The 24,963-nt window shown below is 62.8% G+C and carries 17 protein-coding genes; 2 read left to right on the forward strand and 15 right to left on the reverse strand.

Annotated features, from left to right (window positions below; translation table 11 throughout):
• Positions 1–2 precede the first annotated feature (2 nt).
• The 11 genes from ACCD07_RS19070 to ACCD07_RS19120 all read right to left on the reverse strand — a co-directional run bounded on the left by ACCD07_RS19070 (position 3) and on the right by ACCD07_RS19120 (position 18,987).
• Positions 3–2,273 carry a DUF3141 domain-containing protein gene (locus tag ACCD07_RS19070; protein WP_413448250.1) on the reverse strand — a complete coding sequence of 757 codons (2,271 nt, stop codon included), beginning with the start codon at positions 2,271–2,273 and terminating at the stop codon, positions 3–5.
• Positions 2,274–2,377: 104 nt separating this feature from the next.
• Positions 2,378–5,413 (reverse strand): TonB-dependent receptor plug domain-containing protein, encoded by a 3,036-nt coding sequence (locus ACCD07_RS19075; protein ID WP_413448251.1) that lies wholly within the window; start codon positions 5,411–5,413, stop codon positions 2,378–2,380.
• 590 nt (positions 5,414–6,003) lie between these two features.
• A complete protein-coding gene (typA, locus tag ACCD07_RS19080) occupies positions 6,004–7,839 on the reverse strand; it encodes a translational GTPase TypA (RefSeq protein WP_176655571.1) in 1,836 nt (611 codons plus the stop codon).
• Between the two features lie 141 nt (positions 7,840–7,980).
• Complete coding sequence (gene truB, locus ACCD07_RS19085) at positions 7,981–8,916, reverse strand: tRNA pseudouridine(55) synthase TruB (protein ID WP_413448252.1); 936 nt, start codon at positions 8,914–8,916, stop codon at positions 7,981–7,983.
• A 13-nt stretch (positions 8,917–8,929) separates the two neighbouring features.
• A complete protein-coding gene (gene rbfA / locus ACCD07_RS19090) occupies positions 8,930–9,346 on the reverse strand; it encodes a 30S ribosome-binding factor RbfA (RefSeq protein ID WP_176655569.1) in 417 nt (138 codons plus the stop codon).
• Positions 9,347–9,423: 77 nt separating this feature from the next.
• Positions 9,424–12,288: a translation initiation factor IF-2 gene (gene infB, locus ACCD07_RS19095; protein ID WP_176655568.1), complete on the reverse strand. Its 2,865-nt coding sequence runs from the start codon at positions 12,286–12,288 to the stop codon at positions 9,424–9,426.
• Positions 12,289–12,334: 46 nt separating this feature from the next.
• On the reverse strand, positions 12,335–13,900 hold the full coding sequence (gene nusA / locus ACCD07_RS19100; RefSeq protein ID WP_176655567.1) for a transcription termination factor NusA: 1,566 nt from the start codon (positions 13,898–13,900) through the stop codon (positions 12,335–12,337).
• Positions 13,897–14,385 (reverse strand): ribosome maturation factor RimP, encoded by a 489-nt coding sequence (gene rimP, locus ACCD07_RS19105; protein ID WP_176655566.1) that lies wholly within the window; start codon positions 14,383–14,385, stop codon positions 13,897–13,899. Before rimP ends, nusA begins: the two co-directional genes overlap by 4 nt.
• A gap of 285 nt (positions 14,386–14,670) precedes the next feature.
• Complete coding sequence (locus tag ACCD07_RS19110; RefSeq protein ID WP_413448253.1) at positions 14,671–16,899, reverse strand: pseudouridine synthase; 2,229 nt, start codon at positions 16,897–16,899, stop codon at positions 14,671–14,673.
• Positions 16,886–17,641 (reverse strand): SMC-Scp complex subunit ScpB, encoded by a 756-nt coding sequence (gene scpB, locus ACCD07_RS19115; RefSeq protein ID WP_176655564.1) that lies wholly within the window; start codon positions 17,639–17,641, stop codon positions 16,886–16,888. The genes ACCD07_RS19110 and scpB overlap by 14 nt, the downstream gene beginning before the upstream one ends.
• Before the next feature lie 320 nt (positions 17,642–17,961).
• Complete coding sequence (locus tag ACCD07_RS19120) at positions 17,962–18,987, reverse strand: glucokinase (protein WP_176655563.1); 1,026 nt, start codon at positions 18,985–18,987, stop codon at positions 17,962–17,964.
• Positions 18,988–19,235: 248 nt separating this feature from the next.
• Between ACCD07_RS19120 and ACCD07_RS19125 the strand changes: the two genes are divergently transcribed.
• Together ACCD07_RS19125 and ACCD07_RS19130 are read left to right on the forward strand one after the other, a co-directional pair.
• Positions 19,236–19,613: a hypothetical protein gene (locus tag ACCD07_RS19125; protein WP_353400206.1), complete on the forward strand. Its 378-nt coding sequence runs from the start codon at positions 19,236–19,238 to the stop codon at positions 19,611–19,613.
• Positions 19,614–19,615: 2 nt separating this feature from the next.
• Positions 19,616–20,098 carry a hypothetical protein gene (locus tag ACCD07_RS19130; protein WP_176655562.1) on the forward strand — a complete coding sequence of 161 codons (483 nt, stop codon included), beginning with the start codon at positions 19,616–19,618 and terminating at the stop codon, positions 20,096–20,098.
• Here ACCD07_RS19130 and ACCD07_RS19135 read toward each other — a convergent pair.
• The 4 genes from ACCD07_RS19135 to ACCD07_RS19150 are packed head-to-tail and all read right to left on the reverse strand — an operon-like array spanning position 20,095 to position 24,725.
• Positions 20,095–21,051, reverse strand: a complete 957-nt coding sequence (locus ACCD07_RS19135; RefSeq protein WP_176655561.1) for a VTT domain-containing protein — start codon at positions 21,049–21,051, stop codon at positions 20,095–20,097. The genes ACCD07_RS19130 and ACCD07_RS19135 overlap by 4 nt on opposite strands.
• Before the next feature lie 25 nt (positions 21,052–21,076).
• Positions 21,077–22,804 carry an ABC transporter ATP-binding protein gene (locus ACCD07_RS19140; RefSeq protein ID WP_413448259.1) on the reverse strand — a complete coding sequence of 576 codons (1,728 nt, stop codon included), beginning with the start codon at positions 22,802–22,804 and terminating at the stop codon, positions 21,077–21,079.
• Entirely contained in the window at positions 22,804–23,790 is a 987-nt protein-coding gene (locus ACCD07_RS19145) for an ABC transporter permease (protein WP_413448254.1), read from the reverse strand. The genes ACCD07_RS19140 and ACCD07_RS19145 overlap by 1 nt, the downstream gene beginning before the upstream one ends.
• Positions 23,787–24,725, reverse strand: a complete 939-nt coding sequence (locus ACCD07_RS19150; protein ID WP_413448255.1) for an ABC transporter permease — start codon at positions 24,723–24,725, stop codon at positions 23,787–23,789. The genes ACCD07_RS19145 and ACCD07_RS19150 overlap by 4 nt, the downstream gene beginning before the upstream one ends.
• Positions 24,726–24,963: the final 238 nt, after the last annotated feature.

Here is a 24,963-nt window from a genome sequence, read left to right on the forward strand (position 1 = left end):
GACTACGCCTTTTTCTTCTTGCGCACCACCGCCAGCTTGGGCGCCTTCGGGCCGAACATTCCGGCCACGCGTTCCAGCCGCGCGGCGCCGTCGCCGGTCAGCGTGCCGGTGGCGCCGGCCACCTGGCGCACGATGCCCAGCGCCGCCGCGCGCGCTTCCGGCTCGGCCGGCAGCAGCAGCGGCAGGTCGCGCATCGCGGCCGCCTCGTCCACCTGCAGCATCAGGTACTGGTCGCGCACGATTTCCTTGAAGTGGGTGAGGCTCATTTCCTTGTCGTCGGAGGTGCGCAGACGCAACTGGCGTATGGTGGCGAAGGCGCGCTCGTCGGCGGCGCTCATTTCCGGGCTGCGGTAGATATACAGCAAGCCGCGGATGATGGCTTCGGCCACCCCGCCCTCTCCCGTCTTCAGCGCCAGCGCGGCGCGGTGCGCCACCAGCGCCGCCTCGCGCGCGATGTCGCGGCCAATGCGGCGCGGCCTGCCGCCGTCGGTGCGCAGGCCCACCAGCGCCTGCAGCACCGGCGAGCCGTAGACGTTCAGGAACAACTGTTCGGTGGCGTGGTCGCGCAGGTCGCGGTAGCGGTCCAGCGCGGCGACGATCTGGCCGGACATCGCTTCCTGCATCTGCAGGAAGATATTGTCGGCCGCCACCGGGCGGCGCTCGGCGCGCACCTTGGCCGCCATCGCCGGAATGCCGTTCAGCAGCGGATTCTTGCTGGAGAAGGCCGTGTAGCGCAGGCGCAGCGGATGCAGCTCGCGCTGCCGCTCCGCGCTGCTCTCGCTGACCATGGTCTTCACCAGCGGGCTGGCGAAGGTGCGGTACAGCCCCTGGTTGATTTCCGACACGCGGGCGACGGTGGCGAAGCGGCGCTCGTCCTCGACATCGTTGCCGCCCAGCGCGCGCAGCGCATCGAGGCCGCGCCGTTCGAAGCGCATCACGTAGTCGCCGGCCGCCAGGTCGCCGGCGGCGATTTCGGCCTGCAGCATTTCCTCGTCCTTGTCGAGGAACACCGCCTCGTACAGGCCGGGCGGCATGATGTCTATCATGTCCATCGCCGCGGTGAATTCCTCGTGCTCCTTGTTGGCCACCGAGGCCGAGACGAAGATGCCCAGGTGGCCGATGTCCTCGTGCATCGAGTAGATGATGGTCTGGCCGCCCGCCACCAGCGCCGCGTCGTCCTCGTACAGGTCCAGCACCCAGCCCAGCGCCTGCTGCGGCGGCGTGATGTCGTCGCCCCACGAGCAGAACACCACGATCGGCGACTTGATGTTGCGCAGGTCGATGCGGTGGCCGGCGCTGTCGAGCAGCGCGGCGTCGCTCAGGCGGTTGCCGACGAACAGCGAGTCGGCGATGTACTGCATTTCGCCCGCGTTCAGCAGCACCGGATTGCCCCACCATTTCTCGAACTCGAGGAAGCGCGGCGCCTCGGTGTCGATCTTCGAATACGCGTTGTAGTTCTTGCTCCACAGCGTGTTCGACGGATTCATTTTCTCGAAGTTGGCGACCAGCTGCGCGCCGTCGAAAATGCCGTTGCCGAGGTCGCCAGCAAGCGAAGTCATCCATGTACCGCCAAGCACGCCGCCCAGGTAGCGCAAGGGATTCTTGCCGCGCACGCCGGCCCAGTACGACAGCGGAGCGCCGGCCAGCACCAGCGGGCCGACCAGGTCAGGATTGAGCGCGCTGGTCATCATGATCTGCCAGCCGGCCTGGCAATTGCCGATCAGCGCGGGCTTGCCGTCGGCCTGAGGATGCAGTTCGGCCACCCTGGCGATGAATTGCGCCTCGGCGCGGCACACGTCCTCGATGGTCTGGCCCGGCACCGGCTGCGGCAGGAAGCCGACGAAATAACAGGGATGGCCGGCCTTGAGCACGACGCCGATTTCGCTGTCTTGCTTCATGCCGCCGATGCCGGGGCCGTGGCCGGCGCGCGGATCGAACACGATGAAGGGGCGCTTGGCGGGATCGGGGGCGATGCCGTCCGGCGGCACGATATGCAGCAGGCCGTAGTTGACCGGGCGCGCCAGGTCGCGTCCGTCGAGCACTACCTCGAACTCAAAGCTCAGCACATGTGGCGCGGTCTGCTCGGCGCGGTGGTTGCGCTCGTCGCCGCGCTGGCGCAGCACGTCCATGAACAGCACGCTGCGCTGGCAGGCGTCGATCCAGTAGTCGGTCGCCTGCTGGGCCAGAAGGAAGGGATTGGCGGGCCATTGCGGCCAGCCCTGCTTGTCGTCGCTCACCGGAGTCTCCTTGATGCTGGCTATGCTGCCATGCATCAAAGTACCCCAGTGGAAATGAAAAGGCAACCGAATCCCGAGACGAAAAAAAACCCCCACCTGGCCCGGAGGCTGGTGGGGGTTTTCAGACTGCCGTCAGATCATCAGTTGAACTTGTGATCGTACTGGACAGTGAACTTGGCCGAACGTGGAGCCGTAGCCGACAGAGGCGCCTCGTAGTTGGCCGACACAGCGGTACCGCTGTTGTAGGCTTCGGTCACGTTCTGGATGGTTTGACGGTTGAACACGTTGAACACGTCGATCTTGAATGCCAGGCCCTTCAGCGACTGCGGCGAGTACACGGCGTTCAGGTCCAGACGGGTATCCCATGGCAGACGGCCCAGGGTACCGCGTGGCACCAGGATGTTCTTGCTGCGGTCGGAACCGAAGCAGTAGAAGGTCTGGTTCGAGTAGTTCGGCGAATCGCCAGGAGCTGGAGCGCTACCGATGCAGCTGCGTGGACGGCCGGAAGCCACCAGCATGTTACCGCCGAAAGTGAACTCTTTGTTCAGCTGGTAGAAGCCGAACGCTTTCAGTTGGTGCTTGCGATCGTTAGGCAGCAGGCCATCGGCGCCTACCATCAGCTCTGGGTAATCCCATACCGAGGTAGCCGACACGTCGGTCTGGCCGTTGTCCGAGCGAACCTGGCCTTCGGTGTTACCCTTGTTTTTCGACAGGGTGTAGTTGACCTTGCCATACCAGCCGTTGCGCATTGGGTGTTCCAGGAACAGATCCAGAGCGGCGTAGGTACGGGTTGGGTCAGGGAAGCCTTGATCTGCCTTGGTCAGGTGTACCAGCACGTCGTTCTTGCCGCCGCCAGCGAAGTCGATGTAGAAGGTGTTGTCGCGACCTGGGTTAAAGGTCTGGCAAGTGTTGCCCCACAGCGGATTGGATTTGTAAGAATCGATGTTGTGCGCGTCAGCCCATTTTTCGAACGGACGAACGTCGCAGAAGTCATCGATGGTCGATTTCAGTTTCTTGTAGGTGACCTTGGCGCCGAAGTTCAGCGTTGGCGACCAGGCTTTCTCGAAACCGACAACCAGCTCATCCTGATAGGAAGGCTTCATGTCCAGCGCGGCCAAGGTCTTGACGTCCTTTTCCTGGCCAAACTCGTTGTTGCCCGACAGCGGAGCGGTCAGCTGCGAACCGATGATAGGCGAACCGTCGGCATTGACGCCGGTGTAGGTAAAGTATTGGTCGGTAAAGGTCGAACGGCCTGCACCGCGCACGGCGATGTGGGTCGGGATCGGTACCGAGAAGCGACCGGCGCTACCGAAGATCTTCAGCGATGCATCGCCGTTGGCATCCCATGCCACGCCCAGACGCGGCGAGTAGCTCGCCTTCATGTCGAGGAAGGTGACGCCGGCGTCGTTGATGTTCTCGAAGCCTTCACGACGCAGACCGCCGGTGATCAGCACGTTCTGCGAGATCTGGAATTTGTCTTCCAGGTACTGCGCGCTCTGTTTCGAGAACGAATTGGTCACGTCCGAGAACAGGCCTTTACGCACATAGTAACCCTGGGCTGCCAGGCCGCCGTATGGGGTCAGCGCAGGCACGGTGCCGCCGGTCACGTCGAATGGCGCGCCCGGTTTGGCCGTTTTCAGGTACTCGTAGGTACCGCCACCGGCCTTGAATTCACCGGCGTTGATCGAAGCGACCTTGGTGTGATCCAGACCGCCGCGCAGCGTGTGCTTGCCCAGTTGCCATTCCAAGTCGACGCGGTAGTTCTTCACGTCGTCTTTCGAACCGTTGGCCAGCACGTTGCCGCTCTGTGGCTGCGGGTTAGGGTAGCTGACGCCAGCCGCCTGGTTGGCAGGCAAGGCGATGGTCGAGAACAGCACGGCGCTAGGATCGTAGTTCGGGAACTCGTTTTCGTGACGCGATACGGTTTGGCCCCACAGACCGGTCAGGATCAGGTCCTGGGTCAGGTTACCGGTGTACTTCAGCATGGCGGTCTTGCCGCCGTTGCTGTCGACGTCGGTGCGGGTGGCGCGCGAGGTGATGTTGTTCTTGCGGCCGGCGATGGCGTAGTCGGCTGCGGTGACCGCGCCGTTGGCACCGGTGCCGATCATGCCCGAATCCTGCACCTGCTCTTTCGGCGTATCGCCGAACGCGGTGAATTCCAGACGATGATTGTCGGTGATGTTGTAATCCAATTTCAACAGGTAGCGCGAGGTGCGGGTCTGACGATCGCGCCATGCGTTCTGGCCCAGCGAGGTCGCGGTACGGGTCAGGTTGACGAAGGATTCATCGCGGTCGCCTTCTTCGGCAGCGGCGAAGATGAACAGCTTGTCCTTGATCAGCGGACCGCCAACGTAGACGCTGGTGATCTGCTCTTCATAGGTGTTCTTGTCGCGGCTCTGACGCAGCGTGCCGTCGGTATTGACGTTGTTCGGCGCGCCGGTCTTGGAATAGTTGAAGTTCTTGTAGGTCGCGCGCAGGTTTTGCGGCTGGAAGCTGGTCATCACGCCGGCTTCCCAGGTGTTGGTACCGGACTTCGAAATGACGTTGACCACACCGCCGGTCGAGCGGCCGAATTCGGCGCCGTAGGAACCGGTCAGCACTTGCGCTTCGGCGATCGCGCCGAACGGAAGCTGGGACGCGCCCAGGCCGGTCAGTGGGTTGACCACTGGGAAACCGTTGATGTAGTACGAGTTTTCCGACGCGGCACCGCCGGCGAAGGAGGCACCGCCAGCGAAACGGCTGTCGACGCGGGTGGTGTTCGGGGCCAGCTGGATGATGCCTTCGATGTTGCGGGCGATCGGCAGGGATTCCAGTTGCTTGGCGGTGAACGTGGCGCCGCTTGGGCTGGTCGACACGTCGATGGTGCGGCGCTGGCCGGACACTTGAACGGTCTGGATCTGCTGCGAAGGGAACACCACTTCGGTGCTCTTGCCCAGGGTTGCATCGGCCTCGGCGGTGCCGATGACGGCGTCGCCCTTGACCAGGGTCAGCTTGTAGCTACCGGTCGGCAGCGAGGTCGCCTGGAAGCGGCCCGATGCGTCTGGTACCAGCGTGCGGCGGACGCCGGTGGCTGGATTTTCGATGTGAACTTTCACATCCGGTCCTGGCGAGACGACGCCGAAGATGGTACCGGTCGCATTCGACTGCGCCATGGCAGGCTGGATAACGCCGGTCATGATGATAGCAGTGCCAAACGCGACTGTTAACGCGTGAGCAATAACGGTTTTTCTTAACATGTGATTTCCCAATTTCCCGATTGAAGAAGCTTGTTTGACGTCAAGTCTGTGAGTGAGCACATCTTGTCGCCACCAGCTGTGTTTTTTAATAGCCCCAACTTTTTTCCAACTACGAATCGCTTTATGGGCGATTCCCTTTAAGCTTGCTTTACGGTGAGTAAAACGAACTCAAGCATCGATAAAACCACGCGGGCCAAAATGGTGTCAATTGCAAGTGCGGAATTTTCATCAATAAAACAACATTTATCTTTCCTCTAACGCAATGGCGCATCATATTGGTGCGTGATTACCCCTATTTCGCGCATAAATATCACTGATTTGGTGCAATTTCTCTACCAAAAATAGGTGGTTGGCAGACGCGGTTTTAACTATCGGGACCGGTCACCAAATTTTATATGGTGGCCCATGATGGTGCGATTTGGGCAAAACGCAGCAGAGCGCCGCCACGGGCCGCAAAATGACAAAAAGCCGCCCAGCTTGCGCTGGACGGCTTTCACGCCTGTAAGGGCGGTTTTAAGGCTCTGGAGGGCTTATGCGCCTTCGCGCGATGCCTTCTTGCGTTCGTGTTCCTTCAGGAAACGCTTGCGCAGGCGGATCGATTTCGGCGTGATCTCGACCAGTTCGTCGTCGTCGATGAATTCGACGGCGTATTCCAGCGACATCTGGATAGGCGGCACCAGGCGCACCGCTTCGTCGGTACCCGACGAACGCACGTTGGTCAGCTGCTTGCCCTTGATCGGATTGACCACCAGGTCGTTGTCGCGCGAGTGGATGCCGATGATCATGCCTTCGTACACCGGGTCGTTGTGGACCACGAACATGCGGCCGCGATCCTGCAGCTTCCAGATCGCGTAGGCCACGGCGGCGCCGTCGTCCTGCGAGATCAGCACGCCGTTGCGGCGGCCGCCCAGCTCGCCCTTGGTGTTGTCCACCGGCGCGTATTCGTCGAACACGTGCGACATCAGGCCGGTGCCGCGGGTCAGGGTCATGAATTCGCCCTGGAAGCCGATCAGGCCGCGCGCCGGGATCTTGTATTCCAGGCGGACACGGCCCTTGCCGTCCGATTCCATGTTCTGCAGGTCGCCGCGGCGGCGGCCCAGTTCTTCCATCACGCCGCCCTGGTTGGCTTCCTCGACGTCAACGCTCAGTTGCTCGAACGGCTCGTGGCGCACGCCGTCGACCATCTTGAACACCACGCGCGGACGCGACACGGCCAGCTCGAAGCCTTCGCGGCGCATGTTTTCGATCAAAATCGTCAGGTGCAGCTCGCCGCGGCCCGACACTTCAAAGATGGTGTCGTCGTCGGTCGGCGCCACGCGCAGCGCGACGTTGGCTTTCAGTTCGCGGTCCAGGCGGTCGCGCAGCTGGCGGCTGGTGACGAACTTGCCTTCGCGGCCGGCCAGCGGCGAGTTGTTGACCATGAAGTTCATGGTCAGGGTCGGCTCGTCGACGGTCAGCATTTCCAGCGCATCCGGGGTGTCCGGCTGGCAGATGGTCGAGCCGATGCCGATTTCCTCGATACCGTTGATCAGCACGATGTCGCCGGCGACCGCTTCGTCCACCAGCACGCGCTCCAGGCCCTTGAAGTTCAGCACCTGGTTGATGCGGCCCTTGATCGGGGTCGAGCCTGGGCCGTTGAGGACGATGACGTCCTGGCCGGCCTTGATGCGGCCGCGCGAGATACGGCCGATGCCGATCTTGCCGACGTAGGACGAGTAGTCCAGCGAGGTCACTTGCATCTGCAGCGGACCGTCCGGATTGTCGTCACGGACAGGAACGTGCTTCAGGATCGCTTCGAACAGCGGGGTCATGTCGCCTTCGCGCACTTCCGGGTCCAGGCTGGCGTAACCGTTCAGCGCCGATGCGTAGACAACCGGGAAGTCCAGCTGTTCGTCGGTGGCGCCCAGTTTGTCGAACAGTTCGAAGGTCTGGTTGATCGCCCATTCAGCGCGCGCGCCCGGACGGTCGATCTTGTTGACCACGACGATAGGCTTCAGGCCCAGCGCCAGCGCCTTGCGGGTGACGAAGCGGGTCTGCGGCATCGGGCCTTCCTGCGCATCGACCAGCAGCAGCACCGAGTCCACCATCGACAGCACGCGCTCCACTTCGCCGCCGAAGTCGGCGTGGCCCGGGGTGTCGACGATGTTGATGTGGGTGCCTTCGTACTCAACCGCGCAGTTCTTCGACAGAATGGTAATGCCGCGTTCTTTTTCGAGGTCGTTCGAGTCCATCACGCGGGTTTCAACTTGCTGGTTTTCGCGGAAGGTACCGGATTGACGCAGCAGTTTGTCGACGAGGGTGGTTTTACCGTGGTCAACGTGGGCGATGATGGCGATGTTGCGAATTGCGCGTTTTGTAGTAGACATGGTCGTTATATTTGCTGAAAAACTGCGGGTGCGTACGTAACGTACGAGAGTGGCCAATTTCTGGAACCGCGTAGTATAGCATGTTGCGGTGCAACTCCCTCTGAAATCCTGAATATTTTCAAAGAGTTGCTTTATTGGCGGCTAGGGTGACGCCGGTGGCGAATTAAAGGCGATCAGGCGTTCCGGCGCCAGGATGCTGTACTCGCCGAGGATGGCGGTGCCGAGCAGCTTGCCGTCCAGGTAAACCCGGACCCTGCCCTGCCCGGCCGGCACCACGACCGCTTCCTTGCCCAGCGCCAGGCGCTGGCCGTTGAGGAAGCGTTTGGCCAGCTCGGCCGTCAAGTGCACGGCCGGAAAGCTCGACAGCAGCGCATCGACCGGCGCCAACAGGCTCAGCGGCGCTTCGTGCGCCGTCAGCTGCTCCAGGGTCAGCATGCCGTCCATGGTCAGCGCGCCGACCTGGGTGCGGCGCAGCGCGTTCAGGTGGGCGCCGCAGCCGAGCGCCTCGCCGATGTCCTGGCCCAGCACGCGGATGTAGGTGCCCTTGCTGCAGGTGACCGACAGCTTCAGGAACGGCGCCTCGTAAGACACCAGCTCGAGCTTGTGGATGACCACGTTGCGCGCCTCGCGCTCCAGCGTGATGCCGGCGCGGGCGTATTCGTACAGCGGCTTGCCGTCGCGCTTGAGCGCCGAGTACATCGGCGGCACCTGCGCGATCGGGCCGCGGAAGCGCTCCAGCACGGCGTGGATCTGCTCCAGCGTGACGTCGACGGTCCGGCTGGCTATCACTTCGCCTTCGGTGTCGCCGGTGTCGGTGGTCTGGCCCAGATGCACCGTGGTGTCGTACGATTTATCGGCTTCCAGCAGGTCCTGCGAGAACTTGGTGGCCTCGCCAAAGCACAGCGGCAGCAAGCCGGTGGCGAAGGGGTCGAGGGTGCCGGTGTGGCCGGCCTTCTTTGCGTTGAGCACGCGCTTGGCCTTGATCAGCGCATCGTTGCTGGAAAAGCCGACCGGCTTGTCGAGCAGCAGCACGCCGTCGACCAGGTCGCGGACTTTCTTGGGATGGTTTTGCTTCATCGGTGCAGCGTGCTTACTCGCCGTCCTTCTTCTCTTCGGCCGGCGCCTGGTCGTCGTCCAGCGAGCGGGTGCTGTTGGCCTGGTCGATCAGCAGCGACAATTCCATGCCGCGCGCGGTCGACGTGTCGTGCACGAAGTGCAGCATCGGCAGCGTGTGGATGTGCAGGCGCTTGCCCAGCTGGCCGCGCATGTAGCCGGCCGCGGCGCTCAGGCCGTCGACGGTGTTCTTGACCTGCTCCTTGCTGTCTTTCAGCATGGTGAAGAAGATCTTCGCATGCGCGTAGTCCGGCGTCACTTGCACTTCGGTGATGGTGATCATGCCGACGCGCGGGTCCTTCAACTCGTAGGCGATGATTTCCGACAGGTCGCGCTGGATCTGGTCGGCCACGCGCTGACCGCGCTGTGGGATGTTTTTGCTATGTTTTGCCATGATATTCCATAAACGGCAAGTGGACGGGAGCTGATGCCCCCGTCCACTTTACCTGTTGCTGCCCTATGCGCCGGAGCTTACAGCGTACGAGCGATTTCCTGCACTTCGAACACTTCCAGGGAGTCGCCCACCTGGATGTCGTTGTAGTTCTTCAGCGACAAGCCGCACTCCAGACCGGCGCGGACTTCTTTCGCGTCGTCCTTGAAGCGTTTGAGCGAGTCGATCTCGCCGGTCCACACCACGATGTTGTTGCGCAGCAGGCGTACCGAGGACGAACGCTTGACCACGCCATCGGTGACCAGGCAACCGGCGATGGCGCCGACTTTCGAGACCAGGATGACCTGGCGAATCTCGACCTGACCGATGACGGTCTCGCGTTTTTCCGGTGCCAGCATGCCCGACAACGCCGATTTGATCTCGTCGATCGCATCGTAAATGATGTTGTAGTAGCGGATGTCCACACCGTTCGACTCGGCCAGCTTGCGCGCCTGGGCGTCGGCACGGGCGTTGAAGCCGATGATGACCGCTTTCGAGGCGACCGCCAGGTTGACGTCCGATTCGGTGATGCCGCCGACCGCTGCGTGCACAACCTGTACCCGCACTTCGGAAGTCGACAGTTTCTGCAGCGAGCCAACCAGCGCTTCCTGCGAACCCTGCACGTCGGTCTTGATGATCAGCGGCAGGTTCTTGACTTCGCCTTCGGCCATCTGGTCGAACATGTTTTCCAGCTTCGCGGCTTGCTGCTTGGCCAGTTTCACGTCGCGGAACTTACCTTGACGGAACAGACCGATTTCGCGCGCCTTGCGCTCGTCCGCCATGACCATGACTTCTTCGCCGGCTTGCGGCACTTCGGTCAGGCCCTGGATTTCGACCGGGATCGATGGACCGGCTTCGTTGATCGGCTTGCCGTTTTCGTCCAGCATCGCGCGCACGCGGCCGTAGGAAGAGCCCGCCAGGATCACGTCGCCGCGCTTCAGCGTACCGGATTGCACCAGGATGGTCGCGACCGGGCCCTTGCCCTTGTCCAGACGTCCCTCGACCACCAGACCGCGCGCAGGCGCATCGATCGGGGCTTTCAGTTCCAGCACTTCGGCTTGCAGCAGCACCTGTTCCAGCAGCGCGTCGATGCCGACGCCGGTCTTGGCCGATACCGGCACGAATGGCGATTCGCCACCGTATTCTTCCGGCACCACTTGTTCGGCAACCAGTTCCTGCGTCACACGGTCCACGTTGCCGCCCGGTTTGTCGATCTTGTTGATCGCCACCACCAGCGGCACGCCGGCCGCTTTCGCGTGGGCGATCGCTTCCTTCGTCTGCGGCATCACGCCGTCGTCCGCCGCCACCACCAGGATGACGATGTCGGTTGCTTTCGCACCGCGGGCACGCATCGCCGTAAAGGCTTCGTGACCCGGCGTATCGAGGAAGGTGATCGTGCCGCGTGGCGTATCCACGTGGTACGCGCCGATGTGCTGGGTAATGCCGCCGGCTTCGCCCGACGCCACCTTGGCGCGGCGGATGTAATCCAGCAGCGAGGTTTTACCGTGGTCGACGTGACCCATGACGGTCACCACCGGAGCGCGCGGCACCGATTCAAAGTGAGCGTGCTCACCCTGGTCGGCCAGCAGCGCTTCCGGATCGTCGATCTCGGCGGCGAAGGCCTTGTGGCCCATTTCCTCGACCAGTATCATCGCGGTTTCCTGGTCCAGCACCTGGTTGATGGTGCACATCTGGCCCAGCTTCATCAGTTGCTTGATGACTTCGGAAGCCTTGACCGACATCTTGTGCGCCAGTTCGGCCACGGTGATGGTTTCCGGCACGTAGACATCCTTGATGACGGCTTCGGTCGGCGCCTGGAAGTTGGTTTCGCGGTCATCGGCGTGCGAGCCGCGACGGCCGCCCTTGCCGCCACTGCGCCAGCCGTCACGGCCGCCGGTCGAACCGGTGTTGCCACGGCCCTTGTTAGCCGCGCCGGGTGCGCCGCGTTTCTTGGCGTCGTCCTGCCAGGTCGACGAGACATTGGCCGACTTGATCGACTTCTTGTCCGCGGTGACCGGCTTCTTGTCGTCTTTCTTCTCGCCAGGCTTGGCCACGGCGCCGGTGGCAGGCTTGTGCAGCGTGCCTTCGGCAACCTTGGCCTTGACCGGCGCGGGCGCCGGTTCAGGCGCCTTGATGGCGCGACGCGGCGCGTTCATCATGGCCTTGATCTGGGCAACCTCGTCGGCCACGGCTTTGCGTGCGCGCTCGGTGGCATCCGCTTTTTCGGCGGCTTCCTTGGCGGCGACGGCAGCCTTCTTCTTGGCTTCCTCGGCGGCGGCTTTTTTCTTTTCCTCGGCGGCGGTGTCGGCTACCGGCGCGGTGCCGGCAGCTGCGGCGGTCGCGGCGGCGGCGGCCTTGGCGGCGGCTTTCTTGGCTTCAGCGTCGGCTTCCTTCTTGGCTTCGGCTTCGGCGGCGGCGGTGGCGCGCGCTTGCGCTTCCTTCTCCGACTCCAGCTTGGCCAGGCGCTCCTGCTTCTCGCGCAGTTCCGCTTCCTGACGTGCGATCAGTTCTGCCTGCTTGCGCGCCTCTTCTTCGCGGCGTGCGACTTCAGCGGCGTCGACCACCGGGGCGGCAGGCGCCGCCGGCGCGGCGACGACCGGCTCGTCGCGCTGGACGAAGGTACGCACCTTCTTCACAGCGACCTGAATCGTGCGGGCCTTGCCATTGGCGTCGGCCTGCTTGATTTCAGTGGTTTCTTTGCGCGTCAGCGTGATCTTCTTCTTTTCGGTATCAGCCGAGGCGCCGTGGGTACGGCGCAGGTGATCGAGCAGCTTATCCTTATCATCTTTCGACAATGGATCTGACGTCGAACTTTTTTCGACGCCGGCAGAACGCAGCTGCGTCAGCAGCAAGTCTGCAGGCATCTTCAGTTCGGTGGCAAATTGGGCTACGTTGTTACTCGCCATTCAGTCCTCTTTTCTATGTGTCGCGGAGATGATAAAGATACTCAAATTAAGCCTTTGCAGATTCGGCAAGACTCCATGCCTTGGCCTGGAGGCCTTTGGCGCGGTCGTCGTACTTCGAGTCAACCAACTTCATCTCATCGTCGGTCACATCTTCAAATTCACTCTTAATCAATGCTCGTGCACGGTCTGCGGACAACGCCAGGATGGCGCCGAATTCGTCGTAGGCCAGTGCAGCAAATGCTTCCACCGTCTTGATGCCAGCCAGACCCAGCTTGCCGGCGGTGACGCGGTCCATGCCTTCCAGACCGACCAGCGCCTCGTCCATGCCTTCCAGGCCTTCTTCCGAAGCGATCGCTTCGGTGACCAGGGCGTCACGGGCGCGGGTGCGCAGTTCGTTGACGGTGTCTTCGTCGAACGATTCGATTTCCAGCATTTCGGAGATCGGCACGTAGGCGATTTCTTCCAGGCTGGCAAAGCCCTCTTCCACCAGGATGTCGGCGACTTCCTGGTCGACGTCCAGTTTTTCCATGAACAGTGCGCGCACCGCCGCGGTTTCCTGGGCTGCCTTGTCGGCCGATTCCTCGGCCGTCATGATGTTGATCTTCCAGCCGGTCAGGTCGGAAGCGAGGCGCACGTTCTGGCCGGAGCGGCCGATGGCGATCGCCAGGTTTTCCTCGTCGACCACGACGTCCATCGCGTGCTTCTCTTCGTCGACCATGATCGACGAGACGTTGGCCGGAGCCAGCGCGCCGATGACGAACTGCGCCGGATCTTCGGACCACAGCACGATGTCGACGCGTTCGCCGCCCAGTTCGCCGGTCACGGCCTGCACGCGCGAACCGCGCATGCCGACGCAGGTGCCGATCGGGTCGATGCGCTTGTCGGCCGTGTAGACGGCGATCTTGGCGCGGACGCCGGCGTCGCGCGCCGCCGATTTAATTTCCAGCATGCCTTGCTCGATTTCCGGCACTTCCAGCTCGAACAGCTTCATGATGAAGTCCGGAGCGGTGCGCGACAGGATCACTTGCGGGCCGCGCATATTGCGGTCGATGCGCAGGATGAAGGCGCGGACGCGGTCGCCGATACGCAGGTTCTCTTTCGGGATCATCTGGTCGCGTGGCAGGCGGGCTTCGATCTTGCCCGACTCGACGATCGCATCGCCGCGCTCCATGCGCTTGATGGTGCCGGTCACGAGCGCGTCGCCGCGCTCCAGGAAGTCGACCAGGATCTGTTCGCGCTCGGCGTCACGCACGCGCTGCAGGACCACCTGTTTGGTGTCCTGGGCGAAGCGGCGGCCGAATTCGACGGATTCGATAGGCTCTTCGATGTGGTCGTCCACTTCGATGTCCGGAATCTGTTCCTTGGCTTCGAAGTGCAGGATTTCCTGGTCCGGCAGCTGCAGGCCGGCTTCGTCGGGCACCACGTGCCAGCGGCGGAAGGATTCGAACTCACCCGACTCGCGGTCGATCGAAACGCGAATATCCACTTCACCTTCATAGCGTTTCTTCGTGGCTTGCGCCAACGCGAATTCAAGCGCGCCGAAAACCACATCTTTATCGACGTTTTTCTCACGCGCCAGCGCGTCTACCAATAACAAAACTTCGCGACTCATGCTTTGCGTCCCTTAAAATCCACCTTTGGCACCAAGCGTGCCTTATCCACATCGGCGAGCGTAAACTCCAACAACGCCGGACCTTCATTGCTTTCAAATTCCAACGACAAATTATCGCCCTGGGGTTCTTGCAGAACGCCCTCGAACGATTTCCGGTTGTTCGTACCCGGCATTGCGGTGCGCAGTTTGACGATTGCTACGCAACCGGCAAAACGCACGAAGTCTTCCAGCTTGCGCACCGGGCGATCCAGCCCTGGCGACGAGATTTCGAGACGCTCGTAGTTCACGTTCTCGACCGTCAGCACGTGCGACAGCTGGTGGCTGACCGTGGCACAATCCTCCACGGTAATCGGGCCTTTTTCTTCGGCGTCGGCGGCGTTGAAATCGATAAAGACGCGCAGCAGTCCGCGCTCGGCCCGTTCGACATCAACCAGCTCATAGCCCAGACCCGTTACGGTCTTTTCAATTAATTCCGGCAGCTGCAAGAAATTCTCCAGATCAAGGCCTGTTTCAACATATTAAAAACAGGCCGTTCAAAACGGTTCACCAAAAAAAAAATGGGCATCTGCCCATCTTCTTGTAATACCCAGCCAGATGAAAGCATTCTCAGGGGAAGTACCCCGCGAAGAACTTTTACTAGGCTGGTTATTATAACCTTATATGATCTCCGCTGCAATGCCGCACGAGTCGGAAAAGCAGGCACGCAACAGTTCAAATAAGGCTACAAGCCTTGCAAACAGGCGCTATCGCCGGTTTGCAAGGACGGGGATTTAACCCTTGCGACGACGCGGCATGCCGTGGTCGATCGCACCGCCGCGTGGCGGCTGACCGCGGCGCGGCGCGCCGGAATTACCAAAACCGAAAGTCGTCTGCAACGGATCCGGCTGGCGCGGACCGCGGCCCGGACCCTTGGCCGACTGGCCGCCGCCCTGACCCGCTCCACCCTGGCCGCCTTGCGGACGCCCCTGTCCTTGCGGACGGCCGCCCTGGCCCTGCGGACGCGCCGGGCCTTCGCCCAGCGGACGGCCGCCGGCGTAACCGCCGATGCCCTGCGGACGACCACCCGGACGGCCCGACGTCTGCGCGCCGGCCGGACGGCCCTGGCCGTTGCCATTGCCGCCTGGACGGCCGCTGCCCTGGGCGCCGCCTGGACGAGCCTGGCCGTTGCCGCCCGGACGGCCCTGGCCGCCACCGAAACCGCCGCGGCCCTGGCCGCGCGGGGCCTTGGCGAACGGCATCGCGTTGTCGTTGCTGACATCGGCGCGGTTGAAGTTCGGTTCGTCGTGATCGTCCTCGTCATCGTCGTCGAAATCGCGGTCATCGCCACGGCCGCGTTGCGGACGCTTTTCCGGGCCCTTGTTCTGGGCCGGCTTGGCTTGCTGCGGGCCTTTGCCGCGCGGCGCAGGCACATCGCCCGCACCTTTCTTCTCGACGCCGTACGCCGCCATCAGGTCGCGCACGGTGTTTTCTTCCATCTCTTCCCAGCGGCCGCGTTTCAGGCTGCTTGGCAGGGTCATCGCGCCGTAGCGGGTGCGGATCAGGCGCGACACGGTCAGGCCGATCGCTTCGAACATGCGGCGCACTTCGCGGTTGCGGCCTTCGCCGATGATCACGCGGTACCACTTGTTGATGCCCTCGCCGCCGCCGTCGGCGATCTTGGAGAACTGCGCCAGTCCGTCTTCCAGCTCGACGCCGGCCAGCAGCTTCTGGCGCATGCCTTCTTCCAGCACGCCCAGCGTGCGCACCGCGTATTCGCGGTCGATGCTGTAACGCGGGTGCATCAGGCGGTTGGCCAGGTCGCCGGAGGTGGTGAACAGCAGCAGGCCTTCGGTATTGAAGTCGAGGCGGCCGATGGCCAGCCACTTGCCGGCCTTCATGGTCGGCAGGCGGTCGAACACCGATGGACGGCCTTCCGGGTCGTCATGGCTGACGATCTCGCCGGCCGGCTTGTGGTACACCAGCACGCGCGGCGGCTTCTTGCTGACGCGGCGCTGGATCAGCTTGCCGTTGATGCGCACCGCATCGGTCGGCAGGATGCGCTGGCCGATGTGGGCCGGCTCGCCGTTGACCGACACGCGGCCGGCAACGATCAGGTCTTCCATGTCGCGGCGCGAGCCGAGGCCGGCTTCGGCCAGGACCTTGTGCAGCTTCGGCGCGTCGTCGTCCGAGGTCAGGTCGCGGCGCACGGCTTTCGGCGCCTGGCGGCCCTTGCCCGACTCTTCGCTGTCGAAGGCGTCGGAGGTGACGTAGGAGAACGCTGCGTCGGCATCGTTGGCCTTGGCGCCGTTGGCGTTCTGGCCGGGACGCGGCTTGCCGTTCTTGCCCTTGCCGTTCTTGCCGTTGCGTTGACCATCGCGCTGGCCGTCGCGCGGACCGCGCTCGTGGCGCGGCTTGCCAGCGTTCGGCGCGGCGCCCTCTTCCGCCGGGGCGGCTTCGCCTTCGGCGGCAACTACAGGGGCCGGGCGCGGCATCATCGCCTCGCGGGCGGCGCGCTGTTCGCGCATCTGGCGCGGGCCGCGCGGACCGCGTGGGCCACGCCCACCGGCTTCGGCAGGAGCGGCTTGCGCTTCGACTGCGGAGGCTGGTGCCGCGATTGCAGCTGCTGCGGTATCGGCAACAACCGGCGCGGCCGGCTTTTTGGCGCGCGGCGCCTTGGCCGGAGGTTCAGTTGCAGCTACAGCTGCAGCTGCGGGAGCGGCGGCGGCTTGCGGCTGGGCTTCGGCGCCGTCGGCTGCCGGAGCGGCCTTGGCGGCCGGCTTGGCGCGCGGTTTTTTCACCGGGGCCGCGGCGTCGGCGGCAGCCGGTGCGGCGACCAGGTCGGCTTCCGCTTTGGGCTTGCGCTTGGCCTTGACCGGCGCGGCGCCGGACTCGGCGGCGGCGCTCGGCGCATGCGCCTCGCTATCGGCTTCGATCTGGGCTTTGGTGCGGCGTTTAGGCTTGGCGGCCACTTCGGCCGGCGCTACGTCGTTGACTGTCTCAGGGGAATTAGGATTGTTCATTATTCATTTCTTGGTTGTGCTCAGCGTCAACCGTTAAATCTGGCGCAGGGTCGTGATTAATTGGTTCTGGGCCGGCTTCCGGGCTGGTCGACGCTGGTTCAGCTTCGACGACGGGCAACTCGCTTTGCGCGGCTTTCTCAAAGTTTTCCTGCAGGGCCGCTTCCAGCGCTTCCATATCCGGACCGCCACCCTGCATATCGCTGATTTGCTGCAAAGGAGGCAGCTGGGACAGCGAATTCAAGCCCAAATCATCCAAAAACTGCTTGGTGGTGCCCAGCAAAGCCGGGCGGCCGACGACGTCGCGGTAACCGATGGCGTCTACCCAGCCCCGGTCTTCCAGCATCTTGATCGTCTGGGAATTAACGGCTACGCCGCGTATCTCTTCAATATCGCCCCGTGTCACCGGCTGGCGGTAAGCAATGATGGCCAGGGTTTCCAGCGTCGCCCGCGAGTACTTGGGCGGCCGCTCCGGGTTCATCCGGTCGAGATACAACTTCATCTCGGGGCGGCTCTGGAAGCGCCAGCCGGTCGACAGGCTGATCACCTCCACACCCTTGCCGGCCCAATCCAGCCTTAATTCTTCGAGCAATTCCTTGATCGTATCGGAACCGACTCCGGGACCGCGCGGCCGGTCTTGATCGTCCACTTCGACAAACAGCTTTTTCAGACTGTGGATCGACAATGGCTCACGAGCGCATAGCAAGGCGGTTTCGAGGACTCTTTTAGCCTCTGCTGTATCCATAGCAATCTTGTGGTTGCATTTTCATGCAAGAAAGAAATCAATCACATTCAGTGAGGCAATGACCAGCATCTACGACGCTGCCTGCTGGAATACTCGCTGAAGCTGTTTTTCCGACGCCCGGGCCGATGCGCGCCAGGCGGGAGAGAGGGACATGCCAGCGGCGGCCGAAGCCATCGCTTCATACATAAAACGTGCTCTGGAAGCGTGGTTTTCGGGCGAAAACATACGCGGCCAAGCTAAGACGTTTCATCCAACAAGCCGAATTGTACCTGATAAAACCGCAAAACGCGCATTTCGCGTTCTTCGAAATGTAACTTGCCTTACGCGGCAGCAAGTCTTTCTGACAAGATTGCCGAAACACCTACGAACGCCGGGTATTCCGCCGTGATCACCCAGGTCGGCACTTCGGACAGGTATTTGTTGAAACGGCCCTTGGCTTCGAAACGGGCGCGGAAGCCGGAGCGGTCGAAACGCTCGCCCAGGCGCGGGACGATGCCGCCGCCTATATATATACCGCCCTGCGCGCCCAGCGTGATCGCGACGTTGCTGGCGATGGTGCCCAGCATGCAGCAGAACGCTTCGATGACTTCGTCGCACAGCGTGCATTCGCCGTCCAGCGCGCGGCGCGAGATTTCGGCGGCGCTCAGCTTTTCGGCCGGCATGTCGGTGTGGTCGGCCAGGGCGCGGTAGATCAGTTCGATGCCGGCGCCGGACATCAGGCGCTCGGCGGAAACGTGCTCGAATTCCTTCCAGGCGAAGCGCAGGATGGCCACTTCGGTTTCATTGGCCGGCGAGAAGGTGACGTGGCCGCCCTCGCTCAGCAGCGCGGTCCAGCCATCCTTGCCCGGGATCAGGCCGGAAACGCCGAGGCCGGTGCCGGCGCCGATCAGGCCCAGCGGGGTGCCGGCGATGGACGTGCCGCCGCCGACCTGGTGCTTCTGGGTGGCCGACAACTGCGGCAGGGAACTGGCCAGCGCGGTGAAGTCGTTGACGACGACCAGCGTGTCGAAATTGACTTCGCGGCGCAGCGCCTCGATCGAGAATTCCCAGTGGTGGTTGGTCATGCGCACCATGTCGCCGGTGACCGGATTGGCGATCGCAATCGCGCCGTTGCGGATGCCGGTGACGCCGGCCTGGGTGACGGTCGGCGAGGCCAGATAGGCAACCAGGGCGGCGGCCAAGGTTGGATATGCGGCGCAAGCCAATACTTCGATCGCCTCAATCTTGCCCGGAGCGGTTTCCAGCGCAAAGCGCGCGTTGGTGCCGCCGATGTCCGCCAGCAGACGCGGGCCACCAGGGAATGCGGTGGTCAGGAAGGGAGGCGTTTGGAGGGACTGAGCTGTCATGATAGATCGAAAATAGTTGAGGCCTAAGCTTAAAGTATTTTCACCATTCGAGGCAAGTGAAGTTTGTAGTTTTAGTACAGTTGCGGCACGTTTGCCACGTAAAATTACAATGTGGAATATTTTTTTCGTAGTATGACTACGACTTCGACCACCATACGAACCGGCCGCGACCGACTTGCGCCAGCGCAACACTCACCCCACCATTTGCAGCCACTCTTTCGTTTCCACCGTCTTTTATGGAGGCCAGAATGACTACGCATGCGACGCACAAGAAGCGAGCTTTGCACGGGGATACTACGGAGCGAAATCCATCCGATGTTCCAGATGCGTCTAAAACCGCGCTTCGCGAAGCCATGCGACTGGAAAACACGCCTGGCGCTCAATTTCAGGATCTGCTGTGGCTCATGGCGCAGGAATCGAGCGGCAAAGTCGGGGCCCGCAACAGCCACTCATCGGCTCGCGGCCTGTTCCAGCTATTGAGAAACAACTACGACCTTAATCCACGTGGAATCAACTCCTTTGGCAACGGCGTGGAGGAATGCCAAGGCGGAATACGATACATTATGCAGCGCTATCGCAGCGCCTCCAATGCACGCATATTTTGGCAAAAACATCACTGGTACTAACCATGAAAATCTTATCCACCCTGGCGGCCGCCACGATTCTGCTCGCACCTCCTCAGGCCAGCGGCGCAGCCGACGCTTCGCCGCCGCAGTTTTCCAGTCATCAGGTGAGCGATATCTACTCCGGCCCGACAGCCAAGCCAAGGCTGTTGACAAAAAAAGACCGGGAATTCGGTTCGCGGCTGCGCGAGGCCGCCGCGCAGCACGTCAATTTTGCGGGGCATTTTGTGGTGGCGACCTGGGGTTGCGGAGCTTCCTGCGTCATGGGGGCGATACTGGACGCGCGCAGCGGCAAGGTGACCTGGCTGCCCTTCATCATCTGCTGCGGCGATTACGACAGCGCGATGCCGGTCGATTTTCGTCCCGACAGCGCCCTTATCGTATTTAAGGGCATGAGAAACGAGCAGGGTCCCGGTGGAACTTACTATTACGTGTATGAGCGCGACAAACTAAAACTGCTCGCCGAACAGCCTCAGCCGGCGAATTAGCCGACTGACGCGGTGTTGTCGGTGGAAACAGCCTGCGGCGTGCCGAAGGCGGCGTTCCAGGCGTCGAGGCCGCCGTGCAGCGGCTGGGCACGCTTGTAGCCCTGGCTGATCAACCCTTTCGCCACGTGGGCGGCGGTGACGTCGTTCGGGCAGCTGCAGTAGACGATGATGTAACGGCTCTTGTCCAGCGCGGCAATCTGCTCGTTCGGATCGCCGCCGTTGAACAGCAGCGCGCCGGGCACGGCCGGCTCCAGCATCTGCGCCGTCACGCTGCGCGCATCGACCAGCACCGGCTCATGCCCCTGCTCCAGCAGTTTTTTCAGGTCGGCGATCGTGATCCGCTCGATGTCAACCGACTGGTGGAAACGCTTGCGCTCCACATACTTGAACGAGACGAACAGCAACAGCAGCACGCCCAGCACGATCAGCGCCGTGGTGCCCATGGTGCTGAGCACGTCCAGCACCTGATCGACGCTGGTGTGGAAGAAGGCGCCGATGGCGATGCCGGTCCCGCTCCAGAACAGGCCGCCCAGCACGCTGAAGCCGAGGAAGGTGCCGTTGGTGGTGCCCATGGCGCCGGCCAGCGGCGGCGCGATGGTATTGAAGCCGGGGATGAACTTGGCCACCACCAGCGCTTTCGGGCCCCAGCGGTTGAAATTGTCTTCGGTCTGGCTGACGCAGTAATCCGGCGACAGCGAGATCTTGCACAGCAGCTTGAGGATGCGCTTGCCGTAATAGCGGCCGGCGCGGAACCAGAAATAATCGCTGATCAGGCAGGCGAGCAGGCTCACCGCCAGCACGGCGGGCCAGCGGGTGTCGCCGTCGACCGACAGCGCGCCGGCGACGATGAGTATCGGGAAGGCGGGAATCGGCAAGCCGATCTGCTCGACCAGCACGACCGCAAACACGATCAGTACGCCGTATTCCTGCAACAGTAAGATTAAGTTCGCCATTCGGATATCTTAACTTAAAAAACGCTTAACCGTGCCGCGGTATCGCCGCCAGCAGCGCTCGGGTGTAGGGATGCGCGGGGTTGCGGTACAGCTGGTCGGAGTCGGCCATTTCCACCACCGCGCCCTGGTGCATCACCATCACCTGGTCGGCGATGTATTTGACCACCGACAGGTCGTGCGAGATGAAAATATAGGACAGCCCGAACTCGTCCTGCAAATCCTGCAGCAGGTTCAGCACCTGTGCCTGCACCGACACGTCCAGCGCCGAGACCGATTCGTCGCAGACCAGGATCTCCGGCTTCATAGTCAGGCAGCGCGCGATGGCGACGCGCTGCCGCTGGCCGCCGGAGAACTCGTGCGGGTAGCGCTGGAAGGCAGATGCGGGCAATCCGACTTTTTCCAAGAGTAAATACGCCATCGCGGCGCGCTCGCGGTCGTCGGCGCCGATGCGGTGGATGCGCATAGGCTCGAGCAGGATCTGGCCGACCGTGAAGCGCGGGTTCAGCGAGGCATACGGATTCTGGAAAATGATCTGGATGCGCCGCTTGTAGGCCTGGAACTCGCGCGCCGGCATGCCGATCAGGTCGCGGCCCTCGAACATGGCGGTGCCGCCGGTGGCCTGGTGCAGGCGCAGCAAGGTCAGGCCGACCGTGGTCTTGCCGGAACCGGATTCCCCCACCACGCCCAGGGTCTTGCCGCGCGCCAGCGTGAACGACACGTCCTTGACCGCCTTGAACTCGCGCTTGCCGAACCAGCCTTCGCGCAGATAGAAGCTCTTGCTCAGATTGTTCACGACCAGCACCGGCTGGTCGTCCGGGCCGCTGCCGCGCTGGCGCTCCAGCGGATGCAGCGGTGTCACGCCCTGCCCTTCGGCGATGTCGCCGCCGGCGTGGCGCTGGTGCTCGACGCCGGCCATGTAGTCGGCGATCACCGGCAGGCGCCATGGCCGCGCGTCCAGCGTCGGACGGCAATGCAGCAGGGCCTTGGTGTAGGCGTCCTGCGGCCGGCTGAAAACGTCGTGGGCGGCGCCAGCCTCGCGCACTTCGCCGTGGCGCATGACGATGACCCGGTCGGCGATCTCCGCCACCAGGCCGAGGTCGTGGGTGATGAACAGCACCGCCATCGCATGGCGTTTCTGCAGGCGCGCGATCAGTTCCATGATCTGCTTCTGGATCGTGACATCGAGCGCGGTGGTCGGCTCGTCGGCGATCAGCAGCTTGGGTTCGCAGGCGATGGCCATGGCGATCATCACCCGCTGCTGCTGGCCGCCCGACATCTGGCTGGGATAGGCGTCGATCTTGCCGGCGGGATCGGGAATGCCGACCTCGTCCAGCAATTCCAGCGTGCGCCGGCGCGCCTGCGCCTCGCTCATCTTCATATGCAGGCGCAGCACTTCGCCTATCTGCGCGCCGATCGTGAACACCGGGTTCAGCGACGACATCGGCTCCTGGAAGATCATCGCCACATCCTTGCCGCACATGGCGCGGCGCTCGGCGCGGCTCATCGTCAGCAGTTCGCGGCCGTCGAAGCGGATGCTGCCGGCCGGGTCGATGATCGTGGTGTCCGGCGGCAGCAGGCCCATCACCGCCAGCGAACTGACCGACTTGCCGCTGCCCGATTCGCCGACCAGCGCGACGGTGCCGTTGCGCGGCACGCTGAACGACACGCCCTTGATGGCCTCCACCGTGGTGTTGCGGCCGGTGCGGAAGGCGATGCGCAGGTCGGTGATTTCCAATAGGTTTTCGCTGGTCATCATTTCACCTTGGGATCGAGGGCGTCGCGCAGGGCGTCGGTGAACAGGGAGAACGCCGTCACCAGCAAGGCCATGGCGATGGCGGCGGCGGCCAGCTGCCACCAGCGGCCGAGTATCAGCTCGTTCTGCGCCTCGTTGAGCATGCTGCCCCACGACACCACGCCGACCGGCACGCCGAAGCCGAGGAAGCTGAGGATGACCTCGGCCTTGATGAAGCCGACCACCAGGATCGACATCTGCACCAGCGCCACATGGCTGACGTTGGGGAAGATGTGCGAGAACATCTTGCGCCAGTGCGAGGCGCCGATGGCGTCGGCGGCCAGCACGTATTCGCGCGCCTTGTGCTTGATGTATTCGGCGCGGATCAGGCGGTAGGGACCGGTCCAGCCGGTCAGGCCGAGGATCAGCACGATCGTCAGCACGCCCTTCTGCTGCAGCACGGCGGCCACGGCCAGTATCATCAGCACCGAGGGGATGGCGGTGAAGATGCTGTAGAACCAGTTGAAGAAGTCGTCCACCACGCCGCCCCAATAGCCGGACAGCGCGCCGAACAAGGTGCCCAGCCCGACCGCCAGCAAGGCCGCCACCAGGCCGACCACGATCGAGGTTTCGCCGCCCTTGATGGTTTTCTTGATGATGTCGTGGCCCCATTTGTCGCCGCCGAACGGCAGGGTCGCGGGCCTGCCGGCGCCACGCAGCTGGGCCATGTCGCCGGCCAACGGATCGAAGGGATTGTCCGGCAATGGTTGAGCTGGAGCCGGCGCGGACGCAACCCCGGCAACGGCGCCGACAAAACCCGGCGGCGCATAATTCACGCCGACCTCGTTCTCCCAATCCGCGGCGATCAGCCCGGTCGCCGACAGCACCAGCATCAGCAGGAACGCCGCCACCACGGACAGCGACGCCATCGCCACGCGATCCGCGCGCAAGCGCCGCCAGGCCAGCAGCCACAAGCCGGGCGATCCGGCATGCACGATCGCCGTCATGCCAGCTTCACCCGCGGATCGACCGCCTGGTACATCAGATCGGTCAGCAGGTTGAACACCATCGTTGCCGCCGCCACATACACCGTGATCGCCTTAATCACCGGAAAGTCGCTGCGCTCCACCGCCAGGATCACTTCGCGCCCGATGCCCGGTATGCCGAAGAAGCGCTCCAGCAGGAAGGCCCCGATCAGCAGCGCCGGCAGGTTCGACATCACATGCGTGATGATGGGAATCGCCGCGTTGCGCAGCACGTGCACCCACATCACGCGCCGCTCGCTCAAGCCCTTGGCGCGCGCGGTGCGCACATAATCCTGCCCGGCCTCGTCGAGCACGAAGCTGCGGTACAGGCGCAAGGTCGGCGCGATCGACACCGCCAGCCCGATCAGGATCGGCAGGGTCGAATAGCGCAGCAGGTTTTCCCAGAAGCCTTGGCCCCAGCCCTGCACCGGGAACAAGCCCAGCCGGTAGGCCAGCCCGTACTGGAACACGATGATGTACACCAGGATGCTGATCGACATGCCGACCGTGCAGGCGATCATCACCACGCGGTCGGTCAGCGAGCCGCGCACGAAGGCAACGCAGAGCGCCAGCCCGATGCCCAGCACCGTCTCCAGCAAGGTCAGCGGGATCAGCACCGTCAGCGACGGTCCCAGCCGCGTGGCGATGATGTTGGACACCGGCTCGCCGGTCGCCCAGCTGAGCCCGAAATCGAAGCTGGCGATCTGCTTGATGAAGATCCACAGCTGCACGTAATACGGCTGGTCCACGCCCAGCTGGTGGCGGATGTTGGCGATGCTGTCGGCGTTGGCCATCTTGCCGGCCAGGATGTAGGCCGGATCGCCGCCGACCCAGTTAAACAGCAGGAACACCAGCAGCACCACGCCCAGCATGGTCGGCAACATTTGCCATAGGCGACGAACGATATAAGCCAGCATGCGATCTTGGTCCTTAGCGGTTGATGTCGCGAAAAGTGCCTAACAATACATGAGATAGCACAGCGCCGAAATGGCCTGCGGAAACAAGTTGTATATGGGAATCGTCCCTTTGTCGCATAAATGTAACGTTCTGTTTCGATATTAATACAGGTTCATGACATTGCTTTTGCACCAACTTGTTGCATAGCGACTACGTCCAGCCAAGATTTTCCCTATTTTTTTGATCCAAAATCAATGT

Source organism: Duganella sp. Dugasp56 (genome assembly GCF_047304105.1).
Taxonomy (GTDB): Bacteria; Pseudomonadota; Gammaproteobacteria; order Burkholderiales; family Burkholderiaceae_D; genus Rugamonas; species Rugamonas hordei.

Excerpts from the sequence above, each read along its gene's own strand:
- typA (WP_176655571.1), bottom strand. The coding sequence starts at position 7,839 with ATGTCTACTACAAAACGCGCAATTCGCAACATCGCCATCATCGCCCAC.
- ACCD07_RS19070 (WP_413448250.1), bottom strand. The coding sequence starts at position 2,273 with ATGCATGGCAGCATAGCCAGCATCAAGGAGACTCCGGTGAGCGACGAC.
- ACCD07_RS19150 (WP_413448255.1), bottom strand. The coding sequence starts at position 24,725 with ATGCTGGCTTATATCGTTCGTCGCCTATGGCAAATGTTGCCGACCATG.
- ACCD07_RS19140 (WP_413448259.1), bottom strand. The coding sequence starts at position 22,804 with ATGACCAGCGAAAACCTATTGGAAATCACCGACCTGCGCATCGCCTTC.
- scpB (WP_176655564.1), bottom strand. The coding sequence starts at position 17,641 with ATGGATACAGCAGAGGCTAAAAGAGTCCTCGAAACCGCCTTGCTATGC.
- ACCD07_RS19135 (WP_176655561.1), bottom strand. The coding sequence starts at position 21,051 with ATGGCGAACTTAATCTTACTGTTGCAGGAATACGGCGTACTGATCGTG.
- ACCD07_RS19130 (WP_176655562.1), top strand. The coding sequence starts at position 19,616 with ATGAAAATCTTATCCACCCTGGCGGCCGCCACGATTCTGCTCGCACCT.
- ACCD07_RS19145 (WP_413448254.1), bottom strand. The coding sequence starts at position 23,790 with ATGACGGCGATCGTGCATGCCGGATCGCCCGGCTTGTGGCTGCTGGCC.
- nusA (WP_176655567.1), bottom strand. The coding sequence starts at position 13,900 with ATGAGTCGCGAAGTTTTGTTATTGGTAGACGCGCTGGCGCGTGAGAAA.
- rbfA (WP_176655569.1), bottom strand. The coding sequence starts at position 9,346 with ATGGCAAAACATAGCAAAAACATCCCACAGCGCGGTCAGCGCGTGGCC.
- truB (WP_413448252.1), bottom strand. The coding sequence starts at position 8,916 with ATGAAGCAAAACCATCCCAAGAAAGTCCGCGACCTGGTCGACGGCGTG.
- ACCD07_RS19120 (WP_176655563.1), bottom strand. The coding sequence starts at position 18,987 with ATGACAGCTCAGTCCCTCCAAACGCCTCCCTTCCTGACCACCGCATTC.
- ACCD07_RS19110 (WP_413448253.1), bottom strand. The coding sequence starts at position 16,899 with ATGAACAATCCTAATTCCCCTGAGACAGTCAACGACGTAGCGCCGGCC.
- ACCD07_RS19075 (WP_413448251.1), bottom strand. The coding sequence starts at position 5,413 with ATGACCGGCGTTATCCAGCCTGCCATGGCGCAGTCGAATGCGACCGGT.
- ACCD07_RS19125 (WP_353400206.1), top strand. The coding sequence starts at position 19,236 with ATGACTACGCATGCGACGCACAAGAAGCGAGCTTTGCACGGGGATACT.
- infB (WP_176655568.1), bottom strand. The coding sequence starts at position 12,288 with ATGGCGAGTAACAACGTAGCCCAATTTGCCACCGAACTGAAGATGCCT.